The 25,430-nt window shown below is 71.4% G+C and carries 29 protein-coding genes and 1 tRNA gene; 20 read left to right on the top strand and 10 right to left on the bottom strand.

What is annotated here, in order from left to right; all coding sequences use genetic code 11:
* Nucleotides 1–303 precede the first annotated feature (303 nt).
* From ACZ45Z_RS20415 to ACZ45Z_RS20425, 3 genes are all read left to right on the top strand, one after another.
* Nucleotides 304–1,563 (top strand): DNA polymerase III subunit delta', encoded by a 1,260-nt coding sequence (locus ACZ45Z_RS20415; protein WP_468364071.1) that lies wholly within the window; start codon nt 304–306, stop codon nt 1,561–1,563.
* Nucleotides 1,564–1,968: 405 nt separating this feature from the next.
* Nucleotides 1,969–3,567, top strand: a complete 1,599-nt coding sequence (locus tag ACZ45Z_RS20420; RefSeq protein ID WP_468364073.1) for an alpha/beta hydrolase — start codon at nt 1,969–1,971, stop codon at nt 3,565–3,567.
* A 93-nt stretch (nt 3,568–3,660) separates the two neighbouring features.
* A tRNA-Thr gene (locus ACZ45Z_RS20425) sits at nt 3,661–3,734 on the top strand.
* Nucleotides 3,735–3,848: 114 nt separating this feature from the next.
* Here the strand turns inward: ACZ45Z_RS20425 and ACZ45Z_RS20430 are convergent.
* Nucleotides 3,849–4,019 (bottom strand): hypothetical protein, encoded by a 171-nt coding sequence (locus ACZ45Z_RS20430; RefSeq protein WP_468364075.1) that lies wholly within the window; start codon nt 4,017–4,019, stop codon nt 3,849–3,851.
* 344 nt (nt 4,020–4,363) lie between these two features.
* On the opposite strand from ACZ45Z_RS20430, the gene ACZ45Z_RS20435 reads away from it, so the two are divergent.
* Complete coding sequence (locus ACZ45Z_RS20435; RefSeq protein ID WP_468364077.1) at nt 4,364–4,657, top strand: hypothetical protein; 294 nt, start codon at nt 4,364–4,366, stop codon at nt 4,655–4,657.
* Nucleotides 4,658–4,707: 50 nt separating this feature from the next.
* On the opposite strand, the gene ACZ45Z_RS20440 is transcribed toward ACZ45Z_RS20435, so the two are convergent.
* From ACZ45Z_RS20440 to ACZ45Z_RS20455, 4 genes are read right to left on the bottom strand one after another with little or no spacing between them, the layout of a single operon-like run.
* Nucleotides 4,708–5,595: a carbohydrate ABC transporter permease gene (locus ACZ45Z_RS20440; protein ID WP_468364079.1), complete on the bottom strand. Its 888-nt coding sequence runs from the start codon at nt 5,593–5,595 to the stop codon at nt 4,708–4,710.
* Between the two features lie 50 nt (nt 5,596–5,645).
* Entirely contained in the window at nt 5,646–6,557 is a 912-nt protein-coding gene (locus tag ACZ45Z_RS20445; protein WP_468364082.1) for a carbohydrate ABC transporter permease, read from the bottom strand.
* A 54-nt stretch (nt 6,558–6,611) separates the two neighbouring features.
* Entirely contained in the window at nt 6,612–8,066 is a 1,455-nt protein-coding gene (locus ACZ45Z_RS20450) for an extracellular solute-binding protein (protein ID WP_468364085.1), read from the bottom strand.
* Nucleotides 8,063–9,022 (bottom strand): GNAT family N-acetyltransferase, encoded by a 960-nt coding sequence (locus tag ACZ45Z_RS20455; RefSeq protein ID WP_468364088.1) that lies wholly within the window; start codon nt 9,020–9,022, stop codon nt 8,063–8,065. The genes ACZ45Z_RS20450 and ACZ45Z_RS20455 overlap by 4 nt, the downstream gene beginning before the upstream one ends.
* Before the next feature lie 393 nt (nt 9,023–9,415).
* Between ACZ45Z_RS20455 and ACZ45Z_RS20460 the strand changes: the two genes are divergently transcribed.
* Nucleotides 9,416–10,300: a glycerophosphodiester phosphodiesterase gene (locus tag ACZ45Z_RS20460; protein ID WP_468364091.1), complete on the top strand. Its 885-nt coding sequence runs from the start codon at nt 9,416–9,418 to the stop codon at nt 10,298–10,300.
* A 277-nt stretch (nt 10,301–10,577) separates the two neighbouring features.
* Nucleotides 10,578–11,840: an acyltransferase family protein gene (locus ACZ45Z_RS20465; RefSeq protein WP_468364093.1), complete on the top strand. Its 1,263-nt coding sequence runs from the start codon at nt 10,578–10,580 to the stop codon at nt 11,838–11,840.
* 172 nt (nt 11,841–12,012) lie between these two features.
* Here the strand turns inward: ACZ45Z_RS20465 and ACZ45Z_RS20470 are convergent, their stop codons facing one another.
* Both ACZ45Z_RS20470 and ACZ45Z_RS20475 read right to left on the bottom strand, forming a co-directional pair.
* Nucleotides 12,013–12,471, bottom strand: a complete 459-nt coding sequence (locus ACZ45Z_RS20470; protein WP_468364096.1) for a RidA family protein — start codon at nt 12,469–12,471, stop codon at nt 12,013–12,015.
* Nucleotides 12,472–12,624: 153 nt separating this feature from the next.
* A complete protein-coding gene (locus ACZ45Z_RS20475) occupies nt 12,625–14,298 on the bottom strand; it encodes a bifunctional 3'-5' exonuclease/DNA polymerase (RefSeq protein ID WP_468364098.1) in 1,674 nt (557 codons plus the stop codon).
* A gap of 258 nt (nt 14,299–14,556) precedes the next feature.
* Between ACZ45Z_RS20475 and ACZ45Z_RS20480 the strand changes: the two genes are divergently transcribed.
* The 5 genes from ACZ45Z_RS20480 (at nt 14,557) to ACZ45Z_RS20500 (ending at nt 17,743) form a co-directional block, all read left to right on the top strand.
* Nucleotides 14,557–14,811: a chaplin gene (locus ACZ45Z_RS20480; protein WP_468364100.1), complete on the top strand. Its 255-nt coding sequence runs from the start codon at nt 14,557–14,559 to the stop codon at nt 14,809–14,811.
* A gap of 513 nt (nt 14,812–15,324) precedes the next feature.
* Complete coding sequence (locus ACZ45Z_RS20485) at nt 15,325–15,558, top strand: chaplin (RefSeq protein WP_468364103.1); 234 nt, start codon at nt 15,325–15,327, stop codon at nt 15,556–15,558.
* Between the two features lie 276 nt (nt 15,559–15,834).
* The gene (locus ACZ45Z_RS20490) at nt 15,835–16,182 is read left to right on the top strand and encodes a hypothetical protein (RefSeq protein WP_468364105.1); all 348 of its coding nucleotides are present in this window, start codon (nt 15,835–15,837) and stop codon (nt 16,180–16,182) included.
* Between the two features lie 44 nt (nt 16,183–16,226).
* Nucleotides 16,227–16,712 carry a rodlin gene (locus ACZ45Z_RS20495; RefSeq protein WP_468364108.1) on the top strand — a complete coding sequence of 162 codons (486 nt, stop codon included), beginning with the start codon at nt 16,227–16,229 and terminating at the stop codon, nt 16,710–16,712.
* A 791-nt stretch (nt 16,713–17,503) separates the two neighbouring features.
* Nucleotides 17,504–17,743, top strand: a complete 240-nt coding sequence (locus tag ACZ45Z_RS20500; RefSeq protein ID WP_468364111.1) for a hypothetical protein — start codon at nt 17,504–17,506, stop codon at nt 17,741–17,743.
* A gap of 63 nt (nt 17,744–17,806) precedes the next feature.
* On the opposite strand, the gene rpsN is transcribed toward ACZ45Z_RS20500, so the two are convergent.
* Together rpsN and rpmB are read right to left on the bottom strand one after the other, a co-directional pair.
* Nucleotides 17,807–18,112, bottom strand: coding sequence for a 30S ribosomal protein S14 (gene rpsN / locus ACZ45Z_RS20505; protein ID WP_468364114.1), 306 nt, complete (start codon nt 18,110–18,112; stop codon nt 17,807–17,809).
* Complete coding sequence (gene rpmB, locus ACZ45Z_RS20510; protein ID WP_468364118.1) at nt 18,112–18,348, bottom strand: 50S ribosomal protein L28; 237 nt, start codon at nt 18,346–18,348, stop codon at nt 18,112–18,114. The genes rpsN and rpmB overlap by 1 nt, the downstream gene beginning before the upstream one ends.
* A 72-nt stretch (nt 18,349–18,420) precedes the next feature.
* Here rpmB and rpmG point away from each other — a divergent pair, with 72 nt between their 5' ends.
* From rpmG to ACZ45Z_RS20535, 5 genes are all read left to right on the top strand, one after another.
* Entirely contained in the window at nt 18,421–18,585 is a 165-nt protein-coding gene (gene rpmG, locus ACZ45Z_RS20515; protein ID WP_468364120.1) for a 50S ribosomal protein L33, read from the top strand.
* Nucleotides 18,586–18,590: 5 nt separating this feature from the next.
* Nucleotides 18,591–18,845, top strand: coding sequence for a type B 50S ribosomal protein L31 (locus tag ACZ45Z_RS20520; protein ID WP_468364123.1), 255 nt, complete (start codon nt 18,591–18,593; stop codon nt 18,843–18,845).
* Entirely contained in the window at nt 18,845–19,993 is a 1,149-nt protein-coding gene (locus tag ACZ45Z_RS20525) for a CobW family GTP-binding protein (protein WP_468364126.1), read from the top strand. Before ACZ45Z_RS20520 ends, ACZ45Z_RS20525 begins: the two co-directional genes overlap by 1 nt.
* Before the next feature lie 52 nt (nt 19,994–20,045).
* Nucleotides 20,046–20,282 (top strand): 30S ribosomal protein S18, encoded by a 237-nt coding sequence (rpsR, locus tag ACZ45Z_RS20530; protein WP_468364129.1) that lies wholly within the window; start codon nt 20,046–20,048, stop codon nt 20,280–20,282.
* A 187-nt stretch (nt 20,283–20,469) separates the two neighbouring features.
* On the top strand, nt 20,470–20,709 hold the full coding sequence (locus ACZ45Z_RS20535; RefSeq protein WP_468364131.1) for a DUF397 domain-containing protein: 240 nt from the start codon (nt 20,470–20,472) through the stop codon (nt 20,707–20,709).
* A 76-nt stretch (nt 20,710–20,785) separates the two neighbouring features.
* On the opposite strand, the gene ACZ45Z_RS20540 is transcribed toward ACZ45Z_RS20535, so the two are convergent.
* Entirely contained in the window at nt 20,786–21,268 is a 483-nt protein-coding gene (locus ACZ45Z_RS20540; RefSeq protein WP_468364134.1) for an ATP-binding protein, read from the bottom strand.
* A 312-nt stretch (nt 21,269–21,580) separates the two neighbouring features.
* On the opposite strand from ACZ45Z_RS20540, the gene ACZ45Z_RS20545 reads away from it, so the two are divergent.
* The 4 genes from ACZ45Z_RS20545 to ACZ45Z_RS20560 all read left to right on the top strand — a co-directional run bounded on the left by ACZ45Z_RS20545 (nt 21,581) and on the right by ACZ45Z_RS20560 (nt 25,420).
* Nucleotides 21,581–22,444, top strand: a complete 864-nt coding sequence (locus tag ACZ45Z_RS20545) for a helix-turn-helix domain-containing protein (protein WP_468364136.1) — start codon at nt 21,581–21,583, stop codon at nt 22,442–22,444.
* An 83-nt stretch (nt 22,445–22,527) separates the two neighbouring features.
* On the top strand, nt 22,528–23,985 hold the full coding sequence (locus ACZ45Z_RS20550) for an aldehyde dehydrogenase family protein (RefSeq protein ID WP_468364139.1): 1,458 nt from the start codon (nt 22,528–22,530) through the stop codon (nt 23,983–23,985).
* A 138-nt stretch (nt 23,986–24,123) separates the two neighbouring features.
* Complete coding sequence (locus ACZ45Z_RS20555) at nt 24,124–24,705, top strand: DinB family protein (RefSeq protein ID WP_468364141.1); 582 nt, start codon at nt 24,124–24,126, stop codon at nt 24,703–24,705.
* Between the two features lie 73 nt (nt 24,706–24,778).
* Complete coding sequence (locus ACZ45Z_RS20560; RefSeq protein WP_468364144.1) at nt 24,779–25,420, top strand: PadR family transcriptional regulator; 642 nt, start codon at nt 24,779–24,781, stop codon at nt 25,418–25,420.
* Nucleotides 25,421–25,430: the final 10 nt, after the last annotated feature.

Genomic DNA, 25,430 nt, shown 5'->3' on the forward strand with positions numbered 1-25,430 from the left:
CGGGCTGCGCGTGAGGTACCCGGCGTGGGTGGTTCACGGGCGGCGCGCAAGGCACCGGACGCGGGTCCTCATGGGTCCGCGCGAGGCACCGGCACGCGCGGGACGTACGACCGACGCGGGTGACGGGTGACGGGTGACGGGCGACGGGTGACGGGTGACGGGCGAGTGCTACGTGCGTGCTACGTCTGGCGCACGGCTGCACGGCTGCACGGCTGCACGGCTGCACGGCACGCGACCCGGGCCCACAGCGCAACGAACAGGCACGCAGGCAGGACGGACAGGGACAGGACGGCGGGCAGCGCGATGACGGTATGGGACGACGTGGTCGGCCAGGACCGGGTGACGGAGAAGCTGGCCGCCGCCGCACGGGACGCCGACGCCCTGGTGACCGCCGACCGCGCGGCGGCCACGGCGTCCTCCCGCGCGGCGGCCGCGCCCGGCGCCCCGGTGACGCCCGCGCGGATCGGCGCCTCCGAGATGACGCACGCCTGGCTGTTCACGGGCCCGCCCGGATCCGGCAGGTCGACCGCCGCCCGCGCGTTCGCCGCCGCGCTCCAGTGCGTCAGCCCGGACCGCGCGCTCGGCGGCGCACCGGGCTGCGGGTTCTGCGACGGCTGCCACACCTCCCTGGTCGGCACCCACGCCGACGTCGAGATCGTCCGCACGGACCTGCTCTCCATCGGCGTCAAGGAGACCCGCGACCTGGTCCGGCGGTCGTCCCTCTCCCCGGCCGGCGGCCGCTGGCAGGTGATCGTCCTGGAGGACGCCGACCGCCTCACCGAAGGCGCCGGCAACGTCCTGCTCAAGGCCATCGAGGAGCCCGCGCCCCGTACGGTCTGGCTGCTGTGCGCCCCCTCCATCGAGGACGTCCTGCCCACCATCCGCTCCCGCTGCCGCCTGCTCACCCTGCGCACGCCCCCGATCAGCGCGGTCGCCGACGTCCTGATCCGGCGCGACGGCATCGAGCCGGGGGCCGCCGCCCTCGCCGCCCGCGCCACCCAGGGGCACATCGGCCGGGCCCGCCGCCTCGCCACCGACGAGCGGGCCCGCGCCCGCCGCGCCGCCGTCCTCAAGCTCCCGCTGCGCATCGACGACATCGGCGGCTGCCTCAAGGCCGCCCAGGAACTGATCGACGCGGCGGGGGAGGACGCCAAGCAGGTCGCCGAGGAGGTCGACACCAAGGAGACCGACGAACTGCGCGCCGCGCTGGGCGCCGCCTCCGGTACGGGCGGCCGGCTGCCGCGCGGCACGGCCGGCGTCATGAAGGAACTCCAGGACAAGCAGAAGCGCCGCTCCACCCGTACTCAGCGCGACAGCCTCGACCTGGCCCTGATCGACCTCACCGGCTTCTACCGCGACGTACTCGCCGTCCAGGTCGGCGCCACGGTCCCGCTCGCCAACGAAGAGGTCCGCGACAGCATCCAGCGCATCGCCGCCACCTCCACCCCGGAACGCACGCTGCGCCGGATAGAAGCGGTCATCGCCTGCCGCGAGGCCCTCGACCGTAACGTCGCGCCCCTCCTGGCCGTCGAAGCCATGACCGCCGCCCTACGCGCCGGCTGACGGCCCTCCGGACGACTCCCGCCGCCCCTTCACACTCCGAAGACGGCCGAGGAGTCCGCGCGCCCCAACGGCCGTTCGCCGCCTCCCTGCCCGCCGCCGTTCGCCACACCAGCCACAGCCAGCCACAGCCAGCCACAGGCCCAGCCGCCACCAGGGTTACGACCGCCGGCGTCACCGCCGCCACGTCACCACCCCCCCGTCAACGCCGCCACGTCACCCCCCCCGTCAACGCTGCCCGTCACCTCGCCCGTGACCGCGGCCCTCGCGCCCCTCCCCTCCCCCCCGGGTTCGGAACCCGATCGCCACCCAGATCGAGCCCGACACCAAGCCCGAGATCGACAATGAGATCGACAATGAGACCGAGACCGTCCGGATCAAGATCAAGATCGAGACCTAGGGACGCCCATGGCCACCAGCCGCCCGCTCCGCACCGTCGCGACCGCCGTGTTCGCGGTCACCGCCCTGCTGACCTCCGGCTGCTCCTCCGGGGGTGAATCCCCCGGCACCGGGGAACCTTCCGGCCAGGAAACGGGAAGCGGCGACGGGCGTGCCACCCCCGAGGGCGACCCCTCCCTCGGACCTCTCCCCGCCGCCGCCCCGGCCGCCCTCCGCCCGTACTACGCCCAGAAACTCAGCTGGCGCGACTGCGGGGTGTCCGGGTTCCAGTGCGCGACGATGAAGGCGCCCCTGGACTACGCCAAGCCCGGCGCGGGGAAGGACATCAAGCTCGCGGTGGCCCGCAAGAAGGCCACCGGCCCCGGTAGCCGCATCGGCTCCCTGATGGTCAATCCGGGCGGTCCCGGCGGATCGGCGATCGACTACCTCCAGCAGTACGCGCCGCAGCCGGCGGCCGTCCGCGCCCGGTACGACATGGTGGCGATGGACCCGCGCGGCGTGGCCCGCAGCGAGCCCGTCGAATGCCTCTCCGACAAGGAGATGGACGCCTACACCCGGACCGACCAGACCCCGGACGACCAGGGCGAGATCGACAAGCTCACCGCCGCCTACCGCGACTTCGCCAAGGGCTGCCAGTCCCGCTCCGGCAAGATCCTCCCGCACGTCTCCACCATCGAAGCGGCCCGCGACATGGACGTGCTGCGCGCCGTCCTGGGCGACGAGAAGCTCACCTACGTCGGCGCGTCCTACGGCACCTTCCTGGGCGCGACGTACGCCGGCCTCTACCCCTCCCGCGTCGGCCGCCTCGTCCTCGACGGCGCGATGAACCCGGCGATCAGCTCCCGCGCCACCAACATCGATCAGGCGGCGGGCTTCAACACCGCCTTCCTGGCGTTCGCCGCGGACTGCGTCAAGCACAGCGACTGCCCGCTGGGCACCAAGAGCCCCGAGGACGCCGGCAAGCAGCTCTCCGCGCTCTTCAAACAGCTCGACGCGCACCCGGCCGAGACCGGCGAGGACCGCCCGCTCACCGAATCCCTGGCCACGAACGGTGTGGTCGCCGCCATGTACGACGAACAGGCATGGCCCCTGCTGCGCGAATACCTCGCCCAGGCCCGGAGCGGCAACGGCCGCGGCCTGCTCAGCCTCTCCGACAGTTACTACGAGCGTGACTCGGACGGCGCGTACGCCAACCAGATGTTCGCCAACCCCGCCGTCAACTGCCTCGACCTACCGGCCCCCTTCACCAACCCCGCCCAGGTACGCGCCGCCCTGCCCGCCTTCCGCAAGGCGTCCCCGGTCTTCGGCGACTCCTTCGCCTGGGCCGCCCTGAGCTGCGCCTACTGGCCGGTCAAGGCCACCGCCGTCCCCCACCGCATCGAGGCCAGGGGCGCCGCCCCGATCGTCGTCGTCGGCACCACCCGCGACCCGGCCACCCCCTACGCCTGGGCCAAGGGCCTCGCCGCCCAGCTCTCCAGCGCCACCCTCCTCACCTACGAGGGCGACGGCCACACCGCCTACGGCCGCGGCAGCGACTGCGTCGACACCGCCATCAACACCTACCTCCTGGAAGGCACCACCCCACCCAGGAACAAGCGCTGCAAGTGACCCACCCCACACCGCCCACCCCACCCCCCTGACCAGCCCGTAAACCGGTGCCAAAGCACCCCCTGGCCATGTGTAGACTAGGCCGCGCACCACGCCGCCTTAGCTCAGTTGGCCAGAGCAACGCACTCGTAATGCGTAGGTCTCGGGTTCGAATCCCGAAGGCGGCTCTGTAGAAGCCCCAGGACTCACTCGCCGTGACCTGGGGCTTTTGCTTTTCTCGGATGCGCCGGCGGGACAGTCGCTCGACTCGGCAGCACTGGTAGAAGGAGACGATGAAGCCGTCATCGCCGCGCGAGCGCCTGCGCGATGCCCTGCTGCACGTCGGCGAGAGGGGAGACGCTTCCGAGGCGGAGCTCAGGGCCCAAGTCGACGTCGCGCTGCGGGAACTGGGCGAGGAGACGCTGGGTGAGCGTTCCCGCGTCGGACTTGTCACCGTCGCCGGCGAGGATCACAGATGGGGTCGTAGCCTCGGTCTGCGGCTCGCGAGCTATGACGTAGGGCTGCCACACCTGCTCTGGAGCGCAGACGGGAGCGATCTCCCACCGCAGGTGCGGCAGGGCTGCCCGACGATGGGGCAGGACGAGTGGGAAGCCGTGCTGCTGGTCTCCAAGCTCATCCTTATGGTGCTCGAGCCGGAGCCGGAGCCTGTGCCTGTGCCCGACGATGCCGGCCGGCAGCGGGGGCGCTCCATGAGGTCGACCCGGTCTGTAGCCAGAGAGCGGTTTTGTCAGGCGCTTGCCGCACTTGCAGAGCGAGCAGACCGGCACCACGACGAGCTCACTGCCCGGCTGCGGCGATGCTGGATTTCGCGTCGGAGACTCCCGACAACCGGGACGCCGCTCAGCACGTCAGCGTCCAGGAGACAGGGCTGCGGCGAGGGGTGCGCCTGTGCCTCAGCAGCTCGGGGTTCGCCTTCGCGCAGGTCCTTCTGGGCGCGGATGGCTGCCCCGTCCCCAGGAGCGTGCTCGACGAATTTCCGGACCTGACCCAGGACGAGTGGGACGCCGTCATCCAAGTCACGGCGCTGGCCGTTTTGGCCCTGGACGCCGCGGAGCCGTTTCCGCCCGCTGGTTCCCGTACGCACCGATGAACGCAACTGGGAACGTATCCATGATCGCGCCCGAGGCAGACCGACGCCCCTCACTTCAGCCCGCTCAGCAGCACCCCCCGCAAGTAATGCTTCTGCAGGAGCAGGAACAGCAGCAGTACCGGCAGGACGCTCAGTACGAGGCCGGCCATCATGACGGGGACCATGCGGTCGGGGTCGAGGTGGTCCTGTAGGAGTTGGATGCCTACGGGGAGGGTCATCAGGTGGGGGTTGGCGGTGGAGATCAATAGGGCCCAGAGGTATTCGTTCCAGGCGTTGACGAAGGTGAGCAGGGTGAGGGTGACCGCGACGGGTTTCGTCTGTGGTGCCACGATTCGCCACCACAGGGCGAATTCCCCGGCGCCGTCGATGCGGGCCGCCTCCAGCATTTCGTCAGGGATGGCCACCATGAACTGCCGCATCAGGAAAATCCCGAAGCCGGACACCAGAAAGGGCATGACGAGGGCGGCGAGGCTGACGGTCAGGCCCGCGCCGCCGCGGCCGGCCAGGTCGTTTCCGCCGGCCCCGGGCCAGTGCACCAGGATCAGGAAATGCGGGATGAAGAAGAGGAACGGCGGAAACATCATCGTCGAAAGGACCAGCCGGAAGAGCAGGTCGCGGCCGGGGAAGCGCAGCTTGGCCAGCGCGTAGCCGGCGAGCGAGGACGTCAGGAGGATGGAGCCGGTGATGAGGGCGGTGGCCAGGACGCTGTTGCGGAAGAGCAGGGGCAGGTCCAAGCGGTCGATCGCGGCACGGTAGTTGGTGAGATCGAATGCCTGGGGGAGGAAGCGGTAGGGCAGTCTGCCGAATTCGCCGGGGCCTTTGAACGAGGTCAGCAGCATGTCCAGGAACGGCACGACGGTCAGGGCGGCGCCGGCGGCCACCAGCGTGTACGAGGCCCAGGGGAAACGGCGGTGCCTCGGCGTGCCCCGTCCGCTCATGATTCCTCTCCCTTTCGTGACTCCTCCCCTTTTCATGACTCCTCTCCCTCTCATGTCTCCTCCCCTGTCCGGCGGAACAGCCGCAACTGCGCCAGCGTGGTCACCACGATCACCAGGAAAAGGACGAAGGCGGCGGCTCCGGCCACGCCCCAGTCGCCGTAGGTGAAAGCCAGCCGGTACATCTCCAGGGCCGCGACGTTCGTGGCGTCGCCCGGTCCGCCGTCGCCCGTCATGACGTTGATGAGCGCGAACGACTGGAGTCCGGTGATGAATTGGGTCACGCAGACGAACAGCAGGGACGGGCGGAGCAGGGGCAGCGTGATCCGCCGGAAGAGGGTGAATCCGGTCGCGCCGTCCAGCTCCGCCGCCTCGTAATAGACCTCCGGAATGGCTTTCAGCCCCGCGGTGAGGATGAGAATCGCGGTTCCGACGGACGCCCATGCCTGCACCACGACGACGGACGGCAGGGCGGTGTCCGGGTCCTGGAGAAAGGCGAGGGAGTCCAGGCCGAGTCCGTTGAGCACGCCGTTGATGAGCCCGCCGGGTTCGTACATGTACTTCCACACGTTGCCGACGGCCACGACGGTCGTGACGATCGGCAGGAAATACAGCGTCCGCCAGAACCCCTGGAAGCGGAGGCGGTCGAGGCAGGCGGCGATGGCCAGCGCGGCCGAAAGGGCCAGGGTCACCGTTCCGGCGGCGTAGAGCAGCGTGTTGGTGAGGATGGGTGTCAGGAAGGTCGAGCCGCGCGCGAAGAGGGCGGCGAAGTTGTCCAGGCCGACGGGCTTCATGGCGGTCAGGTCGAATCCGGCCCAGCGCGACTGCGCCAGGACGACCGCGAACAGCAGCGGCAGGGCGAGGAAGACGGCGAAGAACAGCAGGGTGGGGGCCAGGAACAGATAGGCGACGGCGGTCTGCCGCCGCCGGGCCGCCCGTACGGGGCCGCCGGTGGCTGATGCCATGGCGTCACCTCTCTGGAGGGTGGGAGTGCGGGGCGCGCGGGGAGGCACGGCGGGTCAGCCGGGCCGCGAGAGTTCCTGGTCGATCTGCCGGGCGGCGGTGCGCAGGGCCTCGTCGACCGACCGGCGGCCCGTCCACACCGTCTCGATGTTGCCGCGCAGCAGCGCCTTGGCCTTCTGGGCGCGCGGACCGTTCGGTTCCGGTACGGCGTAGGCCAGCGCGTCCAGGAACGGGCCGAGACGGGGATCGCTTCCGCCGCCGGGCCCGAGCAGCGCCCGCATGTCGGCGTCACGGCCGGTCATCGAACCGACCGACACCTGGAGCGCGCTCATCCGCGTCACCGTCACCTGCCGGCCCGCGCGCTGCCCCGGCCGCCCGGGAACCCGCAGCGGCACCCGTACGGCGTTGAGCCAGCGCAGGAACTCCCACGCCTCCTCCGGATGCCGGCACGCGGTGTTCACGCCGAGCAGGAAGCCGGTGGCGAGGGTGCCGCGGTCGCCAGGGGCGCGGCCCGGCACCGGCGCCACGCCGACGTCGCCGTAATCGTCGCCCATCAGGGCCCTGAGGTTGGCCGTCCACCAGCCCGCGTTGACCGCCATCGCCACCCGGCCGGAGGGAAACGCCTTGAACAGGGGGACGCCGGGGTCGCTCGCCCCGCGCGCGATGAGGCGGCGCTCCAGGTCGAGTACGTCGCGCCAGGCGGTGGAGTCGAGAGCGGACCGGCGGCCGCCCGGGGTGAGGAACGCGCCCCCGCGCGCGGCCAGCAGCGCCAGCGTCTGGCCCACGACCGTCGCGTCGTCGGCCCGCGACATCCCGAAGCCCTGCACCAGAGTGTTGCCGTGCCGGTCGCGCCGGGCGGTGCGGTACGCGATCTCCTCCAACTCCCGCCAGGTGCGCGGCGGAGCGGAGAAACCGGCGCGGCGCAGCAGCCGCCGGTTGTAGAAGAGCGCGTAGGTCTGCACCTCGGTGGGATAGCCGTAGAGCGTTCCGTCCACGGAGGAGGCGGTCACGGACGCCGGGGAGTAGTCGCGGCGGATGCGGCGGGCGTCCTCGGGCGGGGCGGGCCGCAGGACGCCGGCTCGGACCAACTGCCCGGCCCACAGGCAGTACGGGTGCAGCAGGTCGGCGCCCTGTCCCGCCGCCTGGCGAACCATGTAAGTGGTCAGCAGATCGGAGAACTTGACGGCCGCGGTGCGCACCGTGATGTGCGGGTGCGTGGTGTTCCAGGCGTCGACGGCCGCGCGCAGGGCGGGGGCGAGCGGATCGCCGGCGTAGTGCGAGAGGAGGGTCAGGACGACGGGGGCGCGGGGGGTGCGGCCACGGGTGGTGCGGCCGCCGGGGTGGCCGGTGTGCGGGCCGCCCGGCTCCCCGCCGCCGCGCTCGCCGTCGTCACCCAGAACGCCGCATCCGGCGGCCCCGGCGGCCGACAGCAGGGCCCCGGCGGTTGCCCGCGCCCCCGCGCCGGAGAGCAGTGCGCGCGCGGCCCCCGCGGCGAACGCCCGCCGCCTCACGCCGCCTCCCGCCGCAGCACCGTGAACGTGCGGGTGGTGGCGAAACCGGCCGACCGGTAGAGGAGGCCCGCCGGGCTCCGCTCGCCCGTCCACAAAAACCACGCGCTGTGCGCGCCACCGGCCCGCATCCGCTCCAGCGTCCGGTGCAGCAGCACCTTGCCGACGCCCGTGCCGCGCTGCTCGGCGGCCACGCCGAAGGGGCCGAACCGCTCGTGCACGTCGTCGTACGCGCCGTGCATCGCCCAGCCGACCAGGCGACCGCCCGGCTCGCGGGCGAGGACGACGCGGTCCAGGGGCGTGCCGGTGGACAGGCACCGCCGGATGGCCCCGGCCCAGTCCGGGCCGAACTCCTCGCCGGCCAGGCGCAGGAGGCCCACCAGGTCGTCGTCGGCGGGGGTGCCGAAGCGGTACCCCCGCGCCAGGAGGTGGTCCTCCCGCTGCCGTACGTCGTCGGGCACGCGGTAGCCGACCAGGGAGCGGTCCATGGCGGCGGCCTCGCCGTGCGGCCGGAAGCCGAGGTCCGCCAGCAGCCGGTCGGCGTGCGGATAGGCGGTGCGGTCCAGGCCGGGCAGGACGTAGTGCGGCGTGTACGGGGCGAAGTCGACGCGGGTACGGCCGTGACCGCGCAGCCAGTCCAGGGCGTCGGTGAGCAGGCGGCGGCCCAGGCCCCGGGTGCGTACCGACGGGTCCACGAAGAAGAACGGGATCCAGCCCTGCTCCGGCTCCAGGTCGGTGCCCGCGAGGGGGACCAGGCGGCGGACGGCGTAGGCGGCGCCCACCACCCGGCCGTCCAGGGCGGCCACCCGCAGCCCCTCGGGGTCGAAATTCGGGTCGAGGAGGACCAGGGTGCGAAAGCGGGTGGCGGTGATCGGATCGGCCGGGGCGGCGCGGCACCAGGAGGCCACGAGGGAGGGGCCGTCACCGGGGCGGAAGGGGCGGAGGGAGGGGGAGACCATCGGCTCTCCTGGCGGCGGGGAGCGGCCGGGCGGTTCGGCGGGGAGGCGAGCGCGCGGACCGGACGGTGCGGACGGTCACAACTTACTGACGGTCACGGCCCGGGCGCGGATGCCGCGCCCACGGATGGGTGGCCGTCCGGCAACCGGCTGACGGCCCTGTTGACCTGCGGAAAAGTGAAGAGGGGGACGGGTGGGGCGCAGGGCGGGTGAGGGGCTCGCGTGGCGTGCGCGGCCAGATGGAGGCATGTTGAGGGAGAAGCCGCGTATCCGGACGAACGGGCCCGGACGGCAGGGCATGGGCGTGGGCCGGCACGGCGCATGGCCAAAAGTGCCCCAGCGGCCGGGCCCGACGCGGGTGTTGTCGTCTGTGACGAGCGACCAGGAGGCCGGTGCATGCTGCGGAAAACGGGGCGGATAGCCGCCGGCGGTGTCGCGTTCCTGCTCACGGCGGCCGTGGCGTCGTCCGCCGCGGCGATGCCGTCGTCCGCGGGCCACGGCGGGGGACCAGGAGCCGCCGGGTGGGCCCGTAAGGGTGTCCGCGCGCCGCTGGTCATCGCGCACCGGGGCGCCGCCCGCGACGCGCCGGAGAACACCCTCGCCGCCGTGGACGCCGCGCACCGGCGCGGGCTGGTCTGGGTCGAGAACGACGTGCAGCGCACCAAGGACGGCCAGTTGGTGGTCCTGCACGACACGACGCTGGAGCGGACGACGGACGCCGAAAAGGTGTTCCCGCGGCGAGCGCCCTGGCGGGTGGCCGACTTCACGGCCGCCGAGATCGCCCGGTTGGACGCCGGAAGCTGGTTCGGCAAGCGGTTCGCCGGAGAACGGGTGCCGACCCTCGCCGCCTACCTGCGCCGTCTGGACCGCAACCGGCAGCGGCTGTTGCTCGAACTCAAGGCGCCCGAGCGCTACCGCGGCATCGAGGCCCAGGCCCTCCGCGAACTACGCCGACGCGGGTGGCTGGATCGTGCCCATGTAAGGCACCGGTTGGTGATCCAGAGCTTCTGTGTGCGGTGTGTCAGAAGGGTGCACAAGCTGGCGCCACGGGTGCGTACGGGAATTCTCGGCGCCCCGGCCCCCGCGCAGTTGGCCCGCTACGCGCGCTTCGCCGACCAGATCAACCCCCGGATGTCGGACGCCAGTTCGCGCTGGGTCGCGGCCGTGCACCGACTGCGCGGGGCGCACGGCAGGCCGTTGGAGGTCTACGCCTGGGACGTGGGGGAGAATATGAGTGCGCGAGTGGCCTCGACTCGAGGCATCGACGGGCTCATTGTCTGAATGGCGTCGGTCACTTTTCAGCCAGGCATATCACCCGTACTCCGCCTGTCGGACGCGCCGCGTGAAGGATGTGTGTGGGCCGGACGGGTGGCGTGTGGCCTGCGGCGGGCGGGGATTTACGGGATTCGCGTGGCGGGGCTAAGGTGCCTGAGATGTTCGACGCCGCCACACTCCCCGTAAAAGAACTAAGACGCAGGATTTGGCTTTTGGGTTCCGATTTGCGGCCCGGTGCGGGCCAGCGTCCAGCTCCTTCCCTGGGTTCGTTCCGGGAGGGCCCTTGACGAACGAATTTCCGGCGTACGGCGACCGGCGGGTGCCCCTTCCCCCGCCGCGGCAGGTACCCCATGACGCGCCGCGCTCCGGCACGGCGACGGCCACGATGGCGCCGCCCGCCGGCGTCACGACCACCAACCAGCCGCGGCCCGAGGCCGACCCGCGAGCCGGGGCTCCCGCGCGCAAGGGCCCGGGGCACGCCAAAGGACGCGGCAAGGCGCACGCCAGGACCGACGCGAAGGCGAAGCCGCGCGACGCGTTCTTCGACAACGCCAAGTACCTGGCCATCGTGCTCGTCGCGATGGGCCACTCCTGGGAACCGCTGCGGGACGGCAGCCGGTCGGCGGCGGCGCTCTACATCACCGTCTACGCCTTCCACATGCCGGCGTTCATCATCATCTCCGGCTATTTCTCGCGCAGTTTCGACATGCGCAAGGACCGCCTGCAACGGCTCGTCACCGGCATCGCCGTTCCCTACATTCTCTTCGAAGTGGCCTACACGCTCTTCAAGAGGTGGGCGGACGACGATCCGGGCTATCCGATCAGCCTCACCGACCCCTGGTACCTGACCTGGTTCCTGGCGGCGCTGTTCATCTGGCGGCTGACCACACCCCTGTGGAAGATCGTGCGCTGGCCCGTTCCCCTCGCGCTGGCCATCGCCGTCCTGGCGTCCCTCTCCCCGGACATCGGCAACGATCTGGACCTCCAGCGGGTGCTCCAGTTCCTGCCGTTCTTCGTGATCGGCCTGTGCCTGCGGCCGGAGCACTTCAAGCTCGTACGCCGCCGCCAGGCCCGCATCGTGGCCGTCCCGGTCTTCGCCGCCGCGCTGGTCTTCGCCTACTGGGCCGCGCCGCGTATGAACGCCGCGTGGTTCTACCACCGCGACGCCGCGCAGGAACTCGCCGCCCCGTGGTGGAGCGGCGCGGTCATGACCCTCGCGATGTTCGGCTGCTCCCTGGTGCTGGTGGCCTGCTTCTTCGCCTGGATCCCGGGCCGCACGATGTGGTGCACGGCGCTCGGCGCGGGCACCCTCTACGGCTACCTGCTGCACGGCTTCCTGGCCAAGGGCTCCCGCTTCTGGGACTGGTACGACAACCCGTGGATGCATACCCCCTGGGGCGCGGTGCTGCTGACGCTCATCGCGGGCACCGTGATCACCGTGCTGTGCACGCCCCCCGTGCAGCGCGCCTTCCGCTTCGCGATGGAGCCGAAGATGACCTGGGCCTTCAAGAAGGACCCGGTCGGAGCGGCCCGCGACAGGAAATGACCCAACGGCCGGCCGCCCGGCAGGCGCGGTCGCGTCATCGGTGAGCGTACGAACGGTTCGAGGGCGCTCGTCCCCGGGGAAATCCGGGGGCGGGCGCCTTCGCGTCGCAGGGGAGCGGTGGCCACCCCGGTCCGGGGGACCGCCCCCGTCCGCCGGGCACCCGCGGCAGGGCCTAGCGGACGACCGCGATGCCCTCCACCTCGACCAGGGCGGCCTCGTCCCACAGGCGGGTCGCGCCGATCACGGCCATGGCCGGATAGTCGCCACCGACCAGCCGCTTCCACACCCGGCCGATGTCCCGTGCGTGCCGGCGGTAGTCGGCCACGTCCACGGCGAAGACGGTGAGCTTGGCGAGGTCGGACGGGCCGGCGCCGGCGGCGGCCGCCGCCTCCAACAGGTTGGCCAGCGCCCGCTCGAACTGCTCCACGACGCCGTGCCCGACGATCCGGCCCCTGCCGTCCAGGGCCGTCTGCCCGGCGAGGAAGACCATCGTGCCCGAGACGGCCCGCACGGCATGGCTGAAGCCCGTCGGCGGCGCCAGGTGCGGCGGATTGACGCGCTCCAGCCCCGCACCGCCGCCGCGCGCGGAGCCCGTCTCCCCGCCCCGGCCCGTGCCGCTCTCACCGCTCATGACCGATGTGCCCCTTCCGCCGCCGATTCGCCCCACGCCTGCCAGGATTCAAGCGCGTCCCGCTCCTTCGGGGGAAGGCGTCGGCCGCGGATGTCCGGATCGACGCCGGGCGCGACGTCGGCCCGCCAGGCCGCCGGCGCCACCTCACCGTCCTCACTTGGCCTCGGCATAACACCCCACCACCGCCGTCGTGAACGGAAACCGCACCGGCGTCCGCCCGAACGCTATCCGGCCCGCCGCCTCGGCCGCCTGAGTGATCGCTTCCGTCACCGTCGCCGTCTCCTCGCGCGGGCAGTGCACGATCACCTCGTCGTGCTGGAAGAAGACCAGCTCGGCCCGGAGGCCGGCCGCCGACAGCGAGCGGCGCAGCGCCGCCAGCATCACCAGCGCCCAGTCGGCGGCGCTGCCCTGCACGACGAAGTTACGGGTGAACCGGCCGCGGGCCCGGGCCGCCGAGCCGCTGCCGTAGCCGGTCGGCGGCTCCTCCTCCTGGGGCAGCCCCGCCTCGTCGGGCGCGGCCACGGACGCGGGCGGGCAGGTGCGCCCCATCCAGGTGCGCACCAGGCGACCCTCCTCGCCGGCCCGCGCCGCGTCGTCGACGTAGGCGACCGCGGCCGGGTAGCGGCGGCGCAGGTCGGCCATGTGCTTGAGGGCGTCGCCGGAGGTCTGGCCGTAAATGGCGCCCAGCAGGGCGAGTTTGGCCCGCTCGCGGTCGCCGCCGAAGGCGCGGGCCGCCAGATCGGCGTACAGATCCCTGCCGCTGCCCGCCAGCTCCATCAGCCCGCGGTCGCGCGAGACGGCGGCCAGCACGCGCGGCTCCATCTGGTCGGCGTCGGCGACGACCAGGCGCCACCCGGGATCGGCGAGCACGGCCCGCCGGATCACCTTGGGAATCTGCAGCGCGCCGCCGCCGTTGGTGGTCCAGCGGCCGGAGACCGTGCCGCCGGGGAGGTACTCGGGGCGGAAGCGGCCGTCCCGCACCCACTGCTGCAACCAGGACCAGCCATGGGCGGTGTGCAGGCGGTAGAGCGTCTTGTACTCCAGCAGCGGCTCCACCGCCGGGTGGTCGATCCGCCCCAACTCCCCCTTACGGGTGGAGGTCAGCGCGATCCCGGCGCCGGCGAACGCCTTGATGATCTCGTTCGGCAGGTCGGGGCGCACCCGTGTCCCGAAGGCCCGCGACACCTCCTCCGCCAGCTCCGCCATCCGACGGGGCTCCAGACCGCCCGGATAGCGCTCGCCGAGCAGCCCGTCCAGGAGCGCGCGGTGCACATCCGCCCGCCAGGGCACCCCGGCCCGCCCCATTTCCGTGGCGACGAGCATGCCCGCGGACTCCGAGGCCAGCAGCAGCCGCATCCGCTCCGGGTGCTCGGCCGCAGCCGTACGCGCCACCTGGCCGGCGTAGACCTCCAGCAGGGCCGTGAGGCCGTCCGTGCCGGGCGGCAGCGGCACCGGTCCGGGCTCGAACAGGGAGGGCTGGGTGTCGGCGGCCCGGGCCGGCGCGTCCGCCGGAACCGGCAGGCCGTGCAGCCGCGCCCAGGCGGCGGCCAGCGACCGCGGCTGGCCCGACTGCCCCTCCTCGTGGCCGATCAGCAGCGCCTCGGCGGCCTCGACGTCGTAACAGCGCTCGACGCGCACCCCGGCGCCTAGCAGCCGCCGGTAGATCTCCGCGGTGGACCGCCACACCCACCGCTCGACCTGCGGCCGGGCCCGCACGGCCTCGACGATCGAGGGCTCCGCCACCACCGGCCCGGCGGGCCGGCCGTCCGGGGCGAGCGGGCAGAGACGCGCACCCCCGTCGCCCGTCTCCGCCACCGCCCACCTCATACCCCGAAGTCTTCCACCAGGGTCTGACAATGCCACTGACCAGCAGCTTCGGCGTGCGAGGAGGGCGGGCAGCCGGCCAGGGAGCGCCGCGCGGCGCCGGCCGGCCCGGAGCTGGTTCCCTACAGCATCTTCGTCCACTCAGGACACACGTTCACCCGAATGCACCGATACCTCCCCAGGACCGGGGGCGTTGAGCAGCTTGTCGCTCCAGGCGACGTCTCTACAGACCCTGAACGCTGCACAGTTAAGAGGTTCGCCGTGAAGTTTGTCTCCAAGGCCGTCCTGCTCTCCGCCGCCGCGGGCGTCGCGGTCGTCGGCGGTGCCGGTGTCGCCAGCGCCACCAACGGTCACAGCGGCGCGGTCGCCAAGGCCGTTGCCAAGAAGTCCCCGGGCGTCATCTCGGGCAACGTCGTCCAGGTGCCGATCCACGTGCCGATCAACGTCTGCGGCAACACCGTCAACGTGTTCGGGCTCCTCAACCCGGCCTTCGCCAACAAGTGCACCAACAAGTGACCACAGCCGGAAGGTGAGGCCCGCTCGCTGCCGGGCGGGCCTTCGGCATTCCAGGGCCGGTACGTCTTCGCGTACCGGCCCTCGGCATGCCCGGCCCCGCCGTCCGGGACCCAACGACGCCCGGAGGTCTGTCATGGTTCGCGGCATTCGGGTGAACGGGCGAAACCGCACTTCCCCAAGGGAGTTGACCAGGGCGCTCCAGCTCCGGAGCGCTCTGTTTCGAGGGATGGCCGGTCCGCCGGTTCTCGCCACCTCTTTTCCGTAGGAATTCGAATTCGACGGGCCCCCACCTGTTCGGGCCCGATGGATTTCCCCTGTGGTGACACGTCGTGGCAGTCGTCGTCGCGCCCTTGCGTCATTCGGGCGATCCTTTCGAAAACTGCCTCCGGAGGAGTTTCGTACGGTAGGGAAACTCGTTACCAATAGCGGCAGCGGAGTTACGGGCGAGCGGATTGGCGCCCGTTGCGGCACGACGGTCGTGTCCGCTACGGACCCGCTGCGAAAGGGCTGAAAGTGAAGTACGCAAAGGTCGCTGCGGTCGCTGCCGGCACGCTCATGACAGTGGGTGCGGCCACGCCGGCATTCGCCGACTCGGGTGCCAAGGCAGTTGCCAAGAAGTCCCCCGGCGTCATCTCCGGCAATGTCGTTCAGGTGCCGATCCACGTGCCGATCAACGTCTGCGGCAACACCGTCGGCTTCGTCACCGTGCTGAACCCGGCGTTCGGCAACGTCTGCACCAACCGCTGACACGGGAGAACGAACTCCCCGCTGTTTGTCAACGGCCCCGGTGCGCACTCCATGCGCACCGGGGCCGTTCGGTGCCTGGCGTCCCCGGCAGCACCGGAGTTGAATCGCGTCCGCCTTGTCCGAGCGGCGTCGCCAAGAACAGCGAACTGCAGAGTTTCTCCGGGGGGCGGGCCTCGTTAGGTAAGAGGAAAGCGGTGAGTCGAGCAGCGACGTCAATGCTCACGCGGCGCTTGTGTCGCGGTCCTCCAAGCACCGCCAGAGAAGGGACAGTTGAAAGTGAAGTACGCGAAGTCCGCAGCGGTCATCGCCGGTTCCGTGATGGCGCTCGGCGCGGCGGCCCCCGCTTTCGCGGCCTCGCCCGGCACCCCGGTGGTCAGCCTCAACAGCGGTCTGAAGAACGTGCTGCACAGCAAGGGGCTGGACGGCCACCAGATCCGGCCGACGGTCAAGAACGTCGCGACCACGGCGAAGAACGTCAAGGGGACCAACCCCAACAAGCTGCTGACGGTCGCGAACACGGCGAACACCGTCAAGAAGGCCAACCCCAAGAAGATTCTGGGGCGCGCCACGGACGTCACCAAGAAGGCGGGGCCGCTGCTCGGCGGTATCTCCCTCGTGAAGTAATCACCGGAGCGAGCGGTACCACCGCACCCCGGAAAGCTCATGCAGTGAATGAGCCCATCAAACTCCCCTTGCGCGCTGGCGCCATTGCCCGGCGCAAGGACATTCCGCAATACGAAGGATCACCAATGATCAACAAGGCTCTGGCGTCCGCTGCCGCGGCGGCCTCCCTTGTCGGTGTCGCCGCTGCCGCTGCCCCGGAGGCGATGGCCCTCGGTCACGACCGGGGAGCGAGTTCCGTCAACGGCAACGGCGCGGTGCAGAAGTTCGGAAACTCGACCACGCACGGCAAGATGAGCCCGCAGGCCGGCCTGCTCCCGGGTTCCCTGGAGAAGCCCTGCCTCGGGCTGCCCGCCAAGGACAAGATCGGCCCGCTCGCCGACGCCGTCCCGGTCCGCTTCCAGGAAATCAACGTGGTGTCCGCGCCGGAGGGCCGGCAGTGTGCCGAGAACTCGACGCAGGCCAAGGGAAAGATCCAGGCCCGGGTCGAAGGCAAGGCCAAGGGTAAGGGCAAGGCCAAGGGTAAGCAGTGATCGGTTGATCGGCGCCCGGGTCACCCGGATCTTTTTCCTCCGGGTGACCCGGGTTTTCGCTGTCCGCCGGATTGTGCGTAAGCGGTGTGAATTTCCGACTGCGGCGGCATTCCCTTTGTTATTCGCTTGTGACTGCGTGTGCTCCGCCGGTTCGTTGAAAAGGGTGTGTGGAGGGACGCATGCCAATGCCCTCGCAGAATTGATGGGGTTGCCGGGGCATTGGCATGCCGGCCGCGCGCAGGCACCTGCCGCCTCTTGGGGTGAGGGCGCAGGATTCGGGTGAGGCCCCGCACACAGAAGCCGTACGGGGGCTCCGTACGGCTTCTGTGTGCGGGTCGGCCGGATCGGTGGTCCGGTGGGCTCTCGGCGGCCGGCCGAGCGGGTCCGGCGGGCCGCTCGGCCTGGGCCGCCCGGTCGAGGCGGCCGTCGGCATCACCGGACGACTCGACCGCGCGCCGTCGCATCCCCTGCCGCCGGGCGGCGCTGCGGCTGGAAGCCGCCCGGCGGGTCGTGCGACGGACGTGCGGATCAACGCGTGAAAGCCCTCTCCGGCACGGGAAGGATCGTTCTTTCGCTCATTGGTGGGACGTGCGGCCTCCCAGGCGTTTGAAAGCGCCCACCGCCGCGTTTCCCCGAAGACCGGCACACCTCGGTGCCAGTGGCGAGCGGAGCTGGTGCAAGTGGGCGAACCGAAGGACCCGAACAGCCGCACCCGAAGCGTCGCGACAGGTGGCCGGGCGGGGCGGGCGGTACCCATGGGGCGACTCATTTCCGCGCACGAGGAGAGCAGCATGCGCAGATTCGCAGGACGTGCCGCGGCGGCGGCCGTGATCGCCGCGGCCGCACTGGTCCCGCTTTCGGGAGCGGCGGCGGCGCAGTCCCCCGAGGACCCGCCCAAGCCGAAGAAGCCCGCCGCCATCGGCTATCAGTGCATGTCGCACAACGAGAAGACGTACTGCGCGGACCCCGAGGAAAGCGGGGGCCTTCTCACGGAGCTGCTCGGCAGGGTCGCGGGGACCGATCAGCTCTGACGCGCACGCCGTGGCGCCCGGGGGCGGAGGTAGGCCCCGCCCCCGGGCTGCCGGTCGAGGGGCCTACCAGCTTGATTTCCGTACGCCGGGCAGGTAGCCGGCGTGGGCCTGCTCGCGCAGCCGTACGCGGGAGAGGCCGAAGGCCCGGATGTAGCCGCGCGGGCGGCCGTCGACGCTGTCGCGGTTGCGCACGCGGGTGGCGCTGGCGTCGCGCGGCTGGCGGGCCAGTTCCTGCCGGGCGGCTCGGCGTTCCGCCTCGGGGGTGTGCGGGGAGCGGATGAGGGCCTTGAGGACGGCCCGGCGGGTGGCGTAGCGCGCGACGGTGGCGCGGCGCCTGTCGTTCTTGACGATCTTGCTCTGCTTGGCCATCAGACCTTCTCCCCTCGTGCGCGGATACGGGCGACGGCCGCCTCGATCCCGATCATGTCCACGGTTTTGACGCCCTTGGCGCTGAGCGTGAGCCGGATGTGCCGGCCCTCGCTCGCCAGCCAGTAGCGCTTGCGCTGGATGTTGGGGTCGAAGCGGCGCGGGGTGCGGCGGTGCGAGTGCGAAATGGCGTTGCCGAAGCCGGGCCTGCGGCCGGTCAGTTGGCAGTGGGCGGACATGGTGCGGTCCTTCCGGGCGGGCCCCTGGGGAGGGCTTATTGAAAATGAGAATCGTTTGCGTATACTAGCCCCATGGCCCGCAACGAACTACGCCCGGTCGTCAAACTCCGGTCCACGGCCGGGACCGGCTACACCTACGTGACCCGCAAGAACCGCCGCAACGACCCCGACCGCCTCGAACTGCGCAAGTACGACCCGGTCGCCGGCCGCCATCTCACCTTCCGAGAGGAGCGCTGAGCCCTGTGAAGCCCGGAATCCATCCCGCGTACGGGCCCGTCGTCTTCCGCGACCGGGCCGCCGGCTTCGCCTTCCTGAGCCGGTCGACCGCCACCAGCGACAAGACCGTCCAGTGGGAGGACGGCGGCACCTATCCCGTCATCGACGTCGAGATCTCCTCGGCGAGCCACCCCTTCTACACCGGCACCGCCCGGGTGCTGGACACCGCCGGCCGCGTCGAGCGGTTCGAGCGCCGCTACGGCAAGCGCGGGGACCGCTGATGCGGCGACTCGACGTCGTGGTGGTGGGCGGCCTGCACGCCGAGGCGCGGCAGGCCGCCGTCCAGAGCCTGCTGCGCGCCGTCCCCGGCAGCGTCGCCCTCCACCACGACCTGGCGACGGCCGCCGCGGGCACCGTCCACCGCACCGTCCGCGACGCCGACGGGACGCTCGCGGCGGGCGAGGCGCCGCTGGTCAACAACTGCGCCTGCTGCGCGCTGCGCGAGGACCTGGTGCCCGAGCTGGAGCGGCTGGCCGCGGGACGCACATGCCATCTGGCGATCGTGGAGCTGTGGGACTCGGTCGAGCCCAAGGCGATGGCCGAGGTGATCACCGCCTGCGGCGGCGAGAGCCTGGCGCTGACCGGAGTGATCACGGCCGTCGATCCGGCGCTGGTGCTCGCCTACCTCGGCTGCGGCGACGACCTCGCCGAGGCCGGGCTCGCCGCCGCGGCCTCCGACCAGCGCACCGTCGCCGACACCTGGGCGCGGCAACTGGAGTACGCGCCGGTGCTGGCGCTCGCGGCGGGGGAGGAGGAGGCCGAGCCCGCCGATCTGGCGCTGCTCGCGCAGTTGCATCCGACGGCGCGCCAGGTGCCCGTGGAATCAGGGGAGTTGGCGGCCCTGGCGCGGGCCGGATTCGACGCGGAGGCGGCCGCGGCCCGGCAGCATCCGGCCTGCGCGCTGCTGCCGCAGGAGGCCGACGCGGACGGCGTGAGCACCTTCGTCTGGCACCGCACCCGCCCCTTCCACCCTGAGCGGCTGCACGCGGCACTGGAGGACCTGACCTGCGCGGCCGCCCGCAGCCGGGGCCGGTTCTGGCTGGCCGACCGTCCGGACACGCTGCTGTCGTGGGACGCGGCGGGCGGCGCGCTGTGCGTCGAGAACGCCGGGCCGTGGCTGGCCTCGCTGCCCGACGCGGCGTGGGAGCTGGTGCCGCCGGTGTGGCGGGCCGCCGCCGCGCTGGACTGGCATCCCGAGCACGGGGATCGCGCCCAGCACCTGGTCTTCACCTCGCCCGGCCTGGACCGTGAGGGGCTCGCCTCCCTCCTGGAGTCCTGTGTGCTCACCGACGCCGAGTACGCGGCCGGACCCGCCGCCTGGAAGAGCCTGCCGCCCGCCTTCGACGCACTCCTCGACCCCGTCCGCTGACCCCGCGGGCCGAACCCGCACACCGAACCCGCACGCCGAAGGAAGCACCCTCATGAGCCGCCGGCCCGACCCCGGTCGCAAGGCCACGCCCCGTCCCAACCCGCTGGACGCGGCGAAGGTCACCTACATCGACTACAAGGACACCGACCTGCTGCGGAGGTTCCTCTCCGACCGCGGCAAGATCCGCGGCCGCCGGATCACCCGGGTCACCGCGCGGCAGCAGCGGCTGCTGGCCCGCGCGATCAAGAACGCGCGGGAGATGGCGCTGCTGCCGTACGCGTCCCGGTGAGGCCGCGGAACCCGTAGGCCGCGGCGTCCGTCTCATCCGCGGGGGCGAGGGCGGGGCGCCGAGAGCGGGCGGCGCGCTGTGACGGCGTCGGCACCGCCTGTCGTGCACGTGCATCTGCGCATGCATCTGCATGTGAACGCAGCTATGATCCCGGGCAGTTGCCATTTGTCCTCACCGGGAGACCCCTGTGCCCCACGCATACAACGGCATGGCCGCAACGGATCTCCGTGACGTGGCCTGGCAGAAGAGCAGGCACAGCAACTCCCAGGGCTCCTGCGTGGAGTTCGCGAAACTGCCCGGGGGCGAGGTCGCGGTGCGCAACTCCCGCTTCCCCGAAGGCCCGGCGCTGGTCTACACCCCGGCCGAGATCGAGGCGATGCTCCTCGGCGTCAAGGACGGCGAGTTCGACCACCTCGTACGGGACTGACGGGACCGGCCGACGGGTCCGGGCATGGCGAAGGGCCGCTGCCGGGCCGGGTGTTCCGGTCCCGGGGCAGCGGCCCCTACGGCAGGCGGAAGAGCGCCCAGACCACCTTGCCGGGCGCGGCGCCCGACAGCGGGTGCCAGCCCCAGCCGTCGCTGAAGGAATCCACGAGATACAGCCCGCGCCCCGACTCGTCGGCCGAATCGGCCTCGCCGGCGATCGGTGAGGAGTCGCTGGGGTCCCGTACGGCGCACACCAGCCGGGAGGACCAGCGCATCAGGTGGAGCCGGGCGGGCGGGGCGTCACCGGCGTGCTCCGGCGCGGCGAGGACGGCGTGCCGCAGGGCGTTGGTGACGAGTTCGGAGACGACCAGGGCGACCCCGTCGAAGAGGTCGTCCAGCTCCCAGCCGCGCAGCGTCTCGCGGGTGAACTTCCGTGCGCCGCCGACCGATTCGTACCGCGGCGGGAGCGTGCAGGACGCGGATCCGGAGACGGCCAAGGGGTCGACGGGAGGAAGGCCCTGCCATAACGGCTCGAGCATGGTCAAAACCTTGGTCCCCATGCGAGGCACTCCTGGCGTTCGCGGACGTCATGACCCTGGCCGGTCAGCCGGATCTGGCGGATCTTTCACGAGCGTGCATGCGTGCGACGCCCATGGTTCCCAATGCGTACGACAGATGCAAGGGCAGATGCACGTGCACGTGCCGTGATTGCGTAGACCGGGCGGATTCGCGGCACATTCTTCCCGTACTTTCTTGTGGAGGGCCTGCGGGAACCTCACATATCAGTAACCGGATGAGCACTCAACGAAGCCCGGACATGGCAGACTGCGGCGCACTGTTGGACGGGGTGGGGTCACAGGAGGGTCTGAGAGGTGTCCGCAAGTGAGTCGAGCGGATCGGTGGTGCGGCGGATCCTGCTCGGGTCGCAGCTTCGCCGGTTGCGTGAATCCCGCGGCATAACCCGCGAAGCGGCCGGTTACTCGATCCGGGCTTCCGAATCGAAGATCAGCCGCATGGAGTTGGGCCGGGTCAGCTTCAAGGCGCGCGATGTCGAGGATCTGCTCACGCTCTACGGAGTCGGCGATCCGCAGGAGCGCGAGGCGCTGTTGTCCCTGGCCCGCGAGGCCAACGTCACCGGCTGGTGGCACAGTTACACCGACGTCCTGCCCGGGTGGTTCCAGACCTACGTCGGCCTGGAGGGCGCGACCTCCCTCATCCGTACCTATGAAGTGCAGTTCGTGCACGGGCTGTTGCAGACCGAGGGCTACGCCCAGGCAGTGGTCCGGCGCGGCATGCCGGACGCGAGCCCGGCCGACATAGAGCGCCGCGTCGCACTCCGCCTGGAGCGCCAGAAGCTGCTGCTGTCCGAGCGCCCGCCGCAGTTCGACTGCGTGCTGGACGAGGCCGCGCTGCGCCGCCCGTACGGCGAACGCTCGGTGATGCGCGAGCAGTTGAAGCATCTGATCGAGCTGTCGGAGCGGCCGAACGTGCGCCTTCAGGTGATGCCTTTCAGTTTCGGCGGGCACGCCGCGGAGAGCGGCGCGTTCACCATGCTCGCTTTTCCCGAGTCGGGTCTGCCGGACGTGGTGTATCTGGAGCAGCTCACCAGCGCGCTGTACGTGGACAAGCCCGAAGAAGTGGCGCAGTACGCGCGGACGATGAACCGTCTCCAGGAAGAGGGGCCGAATCCGGCCGAGACCAGGGACCTGCTCCGCGGACTGCTCCAACTGATGTGACGCGTGAGTAGGATGACCACCCATCAGGAGTCAGCACCCCCCAATGCGGCGCCCTGAGCGCCCTTTCTCCAGATCGGGATGGCATGTCCTACTTCGACGAGTTGGCGTATCAGTTCATCGACGGCCAGTGGCGGTCCGGAAGCGGCTCATGGGACATCGTCGACTTCAATCCGTACAACGGTGAGAAGCTGGCGTCCATAACCGTCGCGACCGTCGAGGAGGTCGACCAGGCCTACCGCGCGGCCGAGCGGGCGCAGCCGGCCTGGGCCGAGACCAATCCCTACAGCCGGCGGCTGGTCTTCGAGCGCGCCCTGCGGATCATCGACGACCGCGCGGAGGAGCTGGGCGAGGCGATCGCCGCGGAGGTCGGCGGCACCCGCGCCAAGGTCGGCTTCGAGCTGCACCTGGTCAAGGAGTTCCTGCGGGAGGCGATGCAACTGGCGCTGCGGGCCGAGGGCCGCATCCTGCCCTCGCCCGTCGACGGCAAGGAGAATCGTCTCTACCGCCTGCCGGTCGGCGTCGTGGGGGTCATCAGCCCGTTCAACTTCCCGCTGCTGCTGTCGGTGAAATCCGTCGCGCCGGCCCTGGCGCTCGGCAACGCCGTCGTCCTCAAGCCGCACCAGAACACCCCGGTCTGCGGCGGCGGCCTGGTCGCCAGGATCTTCGAGGAGGCGGGCCTGCCCGCCGGGCTGCTCAACGTCGTGGTCACCGACATCGCCGAGATCGGTGACGCGCTCATCGAGCACCCGGTGCCCAAGACGATCTCCTTCACCGGCTCGGAGAAGGTCGGCCGGCACGTCGCGACGGTCGCCGCCGCGAACTTCAAGCACGCGGTGCTGGAGCTGGGCGGCAACAGCGCCCTGGTCGTCCTGGACGACGCCGACATCGACTACGCCGTGGACGCCGCCGTCTTCAGCCGCTTCGTCCACCAGGGCCAGGTCTGCATGGCCGCCAACCGGGTGCTCGTCGACCGCGCGGTGGAGCGGGAGTTCACCGAGAAGTTCGTCGCGAAGGTCGCGTCCCTGAAGGTGGGGGACCCCGTCGACCCGGAGACGCACATCGGTCCGCTGATCAACGAGGGCCAGGCCGAATCCATCGCCTCGCTGGTCGACCGCGCGGTGGCCGACGGCGCCCAGGCGCTGCTGCACGGCGCGACCCGCGGCACGCTCGTCGCGCCCAGCGTGCTGAGCGGTCTGCCGGAGGACTCCCCCCTGCTCGGCCAGGAGATCTTCGGGCCGGTGGTGCTGCTGCTGCCGTTCGACGGTGACGACGAGGCGGTGCGGCTGACCAACGCCACGCCGTACGGGCTCAGCGGGGCGGTGCACACCGGGGACATCGAGCGCGGGGTGCGGTTCGCCAAGCGGATCGAGACCGGCATGATCCACATCAATGACGGCACGGTGCACGACGAGCCGATCGTGCCGTTCGGCGGGGAGAAGAGCTCCGGGGTGGGGCGGCTGAACGGCGACGCGATGGTGGAGGCGTTCACGACCACCAAGTGGATCTCCATTCAGCACGGGCGGTCGCAGTTCCCGTTCTGAGGCCGACCCGTCGAGCCTTGCGGAGAGAACCCGTCGAGCCTTGCGGACAGAAGCTGACCGCAAGGAGTCCTACCTTGAGTGCAGTCGGAAGGCGGACGGCGAAGGGCCGGCCGCCGGATCTCGCGAAAGGGCGGACCCATGCCTACTCACGTTCTCGCCGAGGCCCGAGGCGACGAGCGCGGTGCGCTCCTGGCCTTCCTGGAGGCGCAGCGCGGCGGTCTGCGCCGGGCGGTCCTCGGACTGACCGACGCGCAGGCGGCCCAGCGCCCGAGCGCCAGTGAGCTGTCGCTCGCCGGGCTGGTCAAGCACGTGGCGGAGACCGAGCTGGGCTGGCTGGAGACCGCGCAGCAGTCGCCGCATTCCATCGAACGCGACCAGGACACCTGGCACCTGAGCTTCCGGCTGGAGGACGGCCAGACGCTGAGCGGCGTGCTGGACTTCTGGGCGGACGTGGCCCGGCGGACGGAGAAGTTCGTGCGCTCGGTGCCCAGCCTGGACGACACCTTCCCGCTGCCGGAGGCGCCCTGGTTCCCGCCGAACGCCCGGCAGTCGATGCGCTGGCTCATGCTGCACCTGATCGAGGAGGTGGCCCGGCACGCCGGCCACGCCGACATCATCCGCGAGTCGCTGGACGGCCGGACGGCGTTCGAGCTGGTGGCCGAGGAGCAGGCGGCGCGGCAGGGGGCGGGCGAAGCGGCCGCGGGCGAGGGCCAGGACTGAACAGGGGGAGCCGTCTAGGCTGACCGCGCCGGCGCACGAGGGTGCGCCGGGCGCGGGAGGAATAGAGGAGACGATGTCGGCGATCCGGCTGTTGGTACTGGGCGCCGTGCGGCAGCACGGGCGGGCGCACGGCTACCAGGTGCGCAACGACCTGGAGTACTGGGGCGCGCACGAGTGGTCCAACGCCAAGCCGGGCTCGATCTACCACGCGCTCAAGCAGATGGCGAAGCAGGGCCTGCTGCGCGTCCACGACCTCGCACCGAGCACGGTGGGCGGTCCGCCGCGCACGGAGTACGAGCTGACCGACGCGGGGGAGGCCGAGTTCTTCGGGCTGCTGCGGGCGGCGCTCTCCCAGTACGACCAGAAGGTCGACGTGCTCAGCGCGGGCCTCGGCTTCCTCGTCGACCTGCCGCGCGCCGAGGCGGTGGCGCTGCTCAAGAAGCGGGTGCGGGCGCTGGAGGAATGGCGCGGCTCGGTCACCGAGCACTACACGCCGCAGGAGGGGCCGGAGCGGCTCGGCCATATCGGCGAGATCATGAACATGTGGGTGCACTCCGCCGACAGCGGCGCCGCCTGGACACGCGGGCTGATCGAGCGGATCGAGGGCGGGGCGTATGTCTTCGCCGGTGAGGGCGAGCCGTTCGTCGCGGTGCTCCGGGACGGGGCGGAGAACCCGTACGCGACGGACGAGGTGCATCCCGAGGACGAGCGGTGAGGCCGGTGCG

The organism is Streptomyces sp. NPDC031210, from assembly GCF_055570395.1.

Coding starts and splice junctions, on each gene's coding strand:
- rpsR (WP_468364129.1), top strand. CDS start 20,046: ATGAGCCGCCGGCCCGACCCCGGTCGCAAGGCCACGCCCCGTCCCAAC.
- rpmG (WP_468364120.1), top strand. CDS start 18,421: ATGGCCCGCAACGAACTACGCCCGGTCGTCAAACTCCGGTCCACGGCC.
- ACZ45Z_RS20560 (WP_468364144.1), top strand. CDS start 24,779: ATGTCGGCGATCCGGCTGTTGGTACTGGGCGCCGTGCGGCAGCACGGG.
- ACZ45Z_RS20475 (WP_468364098.1), bottom strand. CDS start 14,298: ATGAGGTGGGCGGTGGCGGAGACGGGCGACGGGGGTGCGCGTCTCTGC.
- ACZ45Z_RS20555 (WP_468364141.1), top strand. CDS start 24,124: ATGCCTACTCACGTTCTCGCCGAGGCCCGAGGCGACGAGCGCGGTGCG.
- ACZ45Z_RS20460 (WP_468364091.1), top strand. CDS start 9,416: ATGCTGCGGAAAACGGGGCGGATAGCCGCCGGCGGTGTCGCGTTCCTG.
- ACZ45Z_RS20540 (WP_468364134.1), bottom strand. CDS start 21,268: ATGGGGACCAAGGTTTTGACCATGCTCGAGCCGTTATGGCAGGGCCTT.
- ACZ45Z_RS20435 (WP_468364077.1), top strand. CDS start 4,364: ATGCTGGATTTCGCGTCGGAGACTCCCGACAACCGGGACGCCGCTCAG.
- ACZ45Z_RS20440 (WP_468364079.1), bottom strand. CDS start 5,595: ATGAGCGGACGGGGCACGCCGAGGCACCGCCGTTTCCCCTGGGCCTCG.
- ACZ45Z_RS20445 (WP_468364082.1), bottom strand. CDS start 6,557: ATGGCATCAGCCACCGGCGGCCCCGTACGGGCGGCCCGGCGGCGGCAG.
- ACZ45Z_RS20420 (WP_468364073.1), top strand. CDS start 1,969: ATGGCCACCAGCCGCCCGCTCCGCACCGTCGCGACCGCCGTGTTCGCG.
- ACZ45Z_RS20500 (WP_468364111.1), top strand. CDS start 17,504: ATGCGCAGATTCGCAGGACGTGCCGCGGCGGCGGCCGTGATCGCCGCG.
- ACZ45Z_RS20550 (WP_468364139.1), top strand. CDS start 22,528: ATGTCCTACTTCGACGAGTTGGCGTATCAGTTCATCGACGGCCAGTGG.
- ACZ45Z_RS20455 (WP_468364088.1), bottom strand. CDS start 9,022: ATGGTCTCCCCCTCCCTCCGCCCCTTCCGCCCCGGTGACGGCCCCTCC.
- ACZ45Z_RS20525 (WP_468364126.1), top strand. CDS start 18,845: ATGCGGCGACTCGACGTCGTGGTGGTGGGCGGCCTGCACGCCGAGGCG.
- rpsN (WP_468364114.1), bottom strand. CDS start 18,112: ATGGCCAAGCAGAGCAAGATCGTCAAGAACGACAGGCGCCGCGCCACC.
- ACZ45Z_RS20470 (WP_468364096.1), bottom strand. CDS start 12,471: ATGAGCGGTGAGAGCGGCACGGGCCGGGGCGGGGAGACGGGCTCCGCG.
- ACZ45Z_RS20415 (WP_468364071.1), top strand. CDS start 304: ATGACGGTATGGGACGACGTGGTCGGCCAGGACCGGGTGACGGAGAAG.
- rpmB (WP_468364118.1), bottom strand. CDS start 18,348: ATGTCCGCCCACTGCCAACTGACCGGCCGCAGGCCCGGCTTCGGCAAC.